The organism is Propioniciclava sp., from assembly GCF_029977985.1.
GTDB lineage: Bacteria > Actinomycetota > Actinomycetes > Propionibacteriales > Propionibacteriaceae > Propioniciclava.
Genome location: NZ_JARKOT010000135.1, coordinates 1 through 3,816, shown reverse-complemented (window position 1 = coordinate 3,816; position 3,816 = coordinate 1). Strand labels below are relative to the sequence as shown.

General features: G+C 69.9%; 3 protein-coding genes and 2 pseudogenes. 3 read left to right on the top strand and 2 right to left on the bottom strand.

Annotated features, from left to right (window positions below; genetic code table 11):
• Nucleotides 1-105 precede the first annotated feature (105 nt).
• Both Q1K57_RS08420 and Q1K57_RS08415 read right to left on the bottom strand, forming a co-directional pair.
• The gene (locus Q1K57_RS08420; protein ID WP_300080914.1) at nt 106-429 is read right to left on the bottom strand and encodes a hypothetical protein; all 324 of its coding nucleotides are present in this window, start codon (nt 427-429) and stop codon (nt 106-108) included.
• Nucleotides 377-1,657 (bottom strand): annotated as a pseudogene (locus tag Q1K57_RS08415) (ABC transporter substrate-binding protein); the annotation flags it as partial. The pseudogene Q1K57_RS08415 and the gene Q1K57_RS08420, both read right to left, overlap by 53 nt.
• Before the next feature lie 143 nt (nt 1,658-1,800).
• Here Q1K57_RS08415 and Q1K57_RS08410 point away from each other — a divergent pair.
• The 3 genes and pseudogenes from Q1K57_RS08410 to Q1K57_RS08400 form a co-directional block, all read left to right on the top strand.
• A complete protein-coding gene (locus Q1K57_RS08410; RefSeq protein ID WP_300080911.1) occupies nt 1,801-2,526 on the top strand; it encodes a GntR family transcriptional regulator in 726 nt (241 codons plus the stop codon).
• Between the two features lie 11 nt (nt 2,527-2,537).
• A complete protein-coding gene (gene nagB / locus Q1K57_RS08405) occupies nt 2,538-3,335 on the top strand; it encodes a glucosamine-6-phosphate deaminase (RefSeq protein WP_300080909.1) in 798 nt (265 codons plus the stop codon).
• Nucleotides 3,335-3,816: pseudogene (locus tag Q1K57_RS08400) on the top strand (hypothetical protein); the annotation flags it as partial. The gene nagB and the pseudogene Q1K57_RS08400, both read left to right, overlap by 1 nt.

Sequence of the window (3,816 nt, the reverse complement as noted above, 5' to 3'; positions counted from 1 at the left end):
GCCGGCCGCATCGAGCCGGACGCCGACGCGGTCGTTCCTCCCAAGGAGCCCTGATCGTCCGCGCCGGCGAAGCGCTGGGCGTTCCTCGCCTGGGCTCTCGGCGGCTCAGGGGGCGGCGACGGCGTCGGCGAACCAGCGCGTAAGAGTGGTCGGGTGGGTGATGGCCGTGCCCACGACGACCGCCCACGCGCCATGGCGGATGGCCCGAGCGGCGTGGGCAGGGGAGTGGATGCGTCCCTCCGCGAGCACCGGAACGACGGCCAGGGCGACCACGTCGTCGAGGCAGTCCCAGTCGGGGCCTTCGGGTGCGCGCCCGCTCGCCGGTGTAGCCCGCGAGCGTGGTCCCCAGGATGTCCGCCCCACCCTCCTGCGCCGCCGCGGCGTCGGCGGGCGAGCCGCAGTCGGCCATGACGAGCACGTCGTAGGCATCGGTCTTGTCGGTGCCCGTGATCGCGTTGTACGCCTCGGAGCTCTGCCGCTCGTCGAACTCGACCGTGAGGCCGACCGCTTCGAGCGACTCCTTGATGATGGGCGTCGCCTTCTTCACCCAGCCGTGGTTGGTGCACATCATCCGGATGGACGTGAGGCCCGTTTCGGCGAAGAGCGACTTGGCCTTCTCGGCGTCGAGCGCGTAGACGGTGGCGGCCTTCTTGTAGGACGGGTGCGTGTCCTGGAGGAACGAGGTGGCAGGCGTCGCGTTGCCGAGGTAGGCGGTCTGCACGACCTTGTCCATGTCGATGGCGTAGAGGAAGCCCTGACGGTTGCGCACGTCGTCGAACGGCGCCTTGCCGTTGTTGAACATGGCGAACAACAGGCCGAAGCCCTGCTCGGACGCCACGGTGGCGCTCGCCTGGAGGGTCGCGATGGAGAGCTCGGGCACCAGATCCATGGCCTGGACGGCCTTCGACGTGAGGGCGTTCATGCGGGTCGCGTCGTCGGGCATGATCTTCCAGACCATCTTCGCAGCCTTGGCCGGTCGCGGGCCGGTGTAGTCGGCGAACCGTTCGAACACGATCTCCTTCGACGTGGCCGAGTTGTCCGTCATCTTCCACGGGCCCGTGCCGACGGGGTTGGCGTCGAACGCCTCGGCGCCCGCCTCGACGGCGGCCTTCGGGACGATCTTCACGACCGACAACCGCTCGGCGACGAGGGAGAACGGGTAGGCGAGGGTGAACGTGACGGTCTTGTCGTCCTTGGCCGCCACCCCCTGGATGAAGCTGATGAACTGGCGGTAGAGCGAGTTGTTGGCCGTGTCGAGGACGCGCTCGAAGCTGAACACGACGTCGTCGGCGGTGACGGCCGAGCCGTCGTGGAAGACGGCGCCGTCGCGCAGCGTGGCCTCCCACGTGGTGTCGTCGACCTGGGTCGGCAGGTCGGCGGCGAGGGCGGCGTACACCTCGCGGTCGCCCGACGGGAGGATCTCGGTGAGGCCCTCGAGCGTGTGCCAGTTCGCGGCGAGCGTGAGCGCGGCGGTCGTGGTCACGGGGGCGAAGCCGTTGGTGCCCAGTTCGTAGCTGATGCCGGCGGTGATCGTGCCGTTCTCGTTGGCGGATGCGGCTCCCGCGGTGGCGCCGGTCCCGGTGCCGGTCGTCTCGCGCTGGGCGGGCGTCGTGCCGCACGCGGCCAGCGTGCCGCTGAGGGTGGCCGCCGCACCCATCGCGCCCACGAGGCGCAGGAAGCCGCGGCGTGTGGTCGGATGGATGAGTTCGTTCGTCATGCGATTCGCTCCTAGAGGTCGGACGTCCGATGTCTGACGTTTGTGCCATGATGGACACAAGAGTGCCGAAGGAGCAATCACGAATGGATCACGATCCGCTGCCGGAGGGTCGCTGGCGCACCACGACGGCCATCAAGGAACTCATCCTCACCCGTGGCCTCAAGCCGGGCGACCCCATGCCCACCGAGAACGAACTCGTCGACGTCATCGGCGTGTCCCGCTCCAAGCTGCGCGAGGCCGTCCGCACCCTCGTGGCCCTCGACATCCTCGAGGTGCGCCACGGCACCGGCACGTTCGTCGGACAGCTCTCGCTGCGGCCCCTCGTGGAGGGCATGGTCTTCCGCGGAGTCCTCGCGCCCGCCGACGACTTCACCGCTCTCCGCGAGGTGGTCGAGGTGCGCACCGGACTCGACCTCGGCCTCGGCCCGTCCATCGTCGAACGCCTCACCGGAGGGGACGACCCCGAACTGCGTCGCTGCGTCGACGCGATCACCCGGGCTGCCCAGCGGGGCGAGTCCTTCAGCCAGTGGGACCGGCTCTTCCACCTCACCCTCGCCGAGCGCCTGGGCAATCACCTCTACGGGCAACTCGTCGCCGCCTTCTGGGACATCCACACGACCGTGGCCCCGCGCCTGGGCGTGCCCACCTCCCGGGAGATGATGGACACCGCCCTCGCCCACGAGCGCATGCTCGACGCGGCCATCGCCGGCGACATCGAGGCCTACCGGCTGGCCGTCGTCGCCCACTACGAGCCGTTGCTGAGCGTCCTCGCGAAGTCGGACGCAGAGAACACCGATACCGTCATCTGACAAGGAGAATCATGGAAGTCGTCATCTGTCCGGACGCCGCCGAGGTCGCCCGCCTGGCCGCCGCCAAGGTGGCACGGGTCGCGCGCGACCGCGGGCCCGACCCTGTGATCGGGGTGGCCACCGGCAGTTCACCGGTCGCGCTCTATGAGCAGTTGTCGGCCATGGTGCGCGCGGGCCGGCTCGACCTGTCGACCGCGCACGCGTTCGCCCTCGACGAGTACGTCGGCCTGCCGGTCGGGCATCCCGAGTCGTACGCCGAAGTGATCGGGCGGACCGTGACCGAACCGCTGGGCCTCGACCCGGCACGGGTGCACGTGCCGGACGGTGCGGCGTCCGACCTCGAGGCCGCCGCGGCCGCGTACGAGCAGGCCATCCTGGATGCCGGCGGCGTCGACATCCAGATCCTCGGCATTGGGGCCAACGGCCACATCGGCTTCAACGAGCCGACGAGCTCGCTCGCCTCGCGCACCCGCATCAAGACGCTCACGGCGCGCACCCGTTTCGACAACGCCCGCTTCTTCGCCTCCGCCGGGGAGGTGCCCACCCACTGCCTCACCCAGGGGCTCGGCACGATCATGGCTGCACGCGAAGTACTGCTGGTCGCCCAGGGGCAGGCCAAGGCGGACGCCGTGGCCGCGGTCGTCGAGGGCCCGGTGACGGCGATGGTGCCCGGCTCGGTCCTGCAACTGCACCAGCACGCCACCGTCATCATCGACCCGGACGCCGCCGGTGCGTTGACGCTGGCCGACTACTACCGCGAAACCTACGAGCGCAAGCCCGCATGGCAGCGCTACAGCAAGGGGATCTGATGACCGGCTACCGAGCCGCACGCATCTTCACCGGCCACGAGGTCGTCGAGGACGGCGTCCTCCTCGTCGGACCCTCGACGTCCTCGCGTGCTGAGACGCTTGCCGTGGTCTCGACACGCTCGACAAGCGGCGCGACCGGCGCGGAGCTGATCAACGGTGAGCTGATCAACGGTGCGCTGGCAAGCGGTGAGCTGGCAAGCGGTGACGTCATCGACCTCGGCGACGTCACGCTGGTGCCGGGGCTCGTCGACGTGCACTCCCACGGGGGCGGGGGTTCGGCGGTGTCCGAGAATCCCGTGGGCGTGGCCGTGTTCCATGCGGCGCACGGCACCACCACCTACGTCGGGTCGCTCGTGACCGGCACCCTGGACACGATCGAAGGCCAGGTGCGGGCACTGGCGCCTTCTGTTGCCGACGGCACCCTGGCCGGTCTCCACCTCGAAGGGCCGTGGCTGTCCGAGCGCTACCACGGCGCCCACCC

Excerpts from the sequence above, each read along its gene's own strand:
- Q1K57_RS08420 (WP_300080914.1), bottom strand. The coding sequence starts at position 429 with ATGCCTACGACGTGCTCGTCATGGCCGACTGCGGCTCGCCCGCCGACG.
- Q1K57_RS08410 (WP_300080911.1), top strand. The coding sequence starts at position 1,801 with ATGGATCACGATCCGCTGCCGGAGGGTCGCTGGCGCACCACGACGGCC.
- nagB (WP_300080909.1), top strand. The coding sequence starts at position 2,538 with ATGGAAGTCGTCATCTGTCCGGACGCCGCCGAGGTCGCCCGCCTGGCC.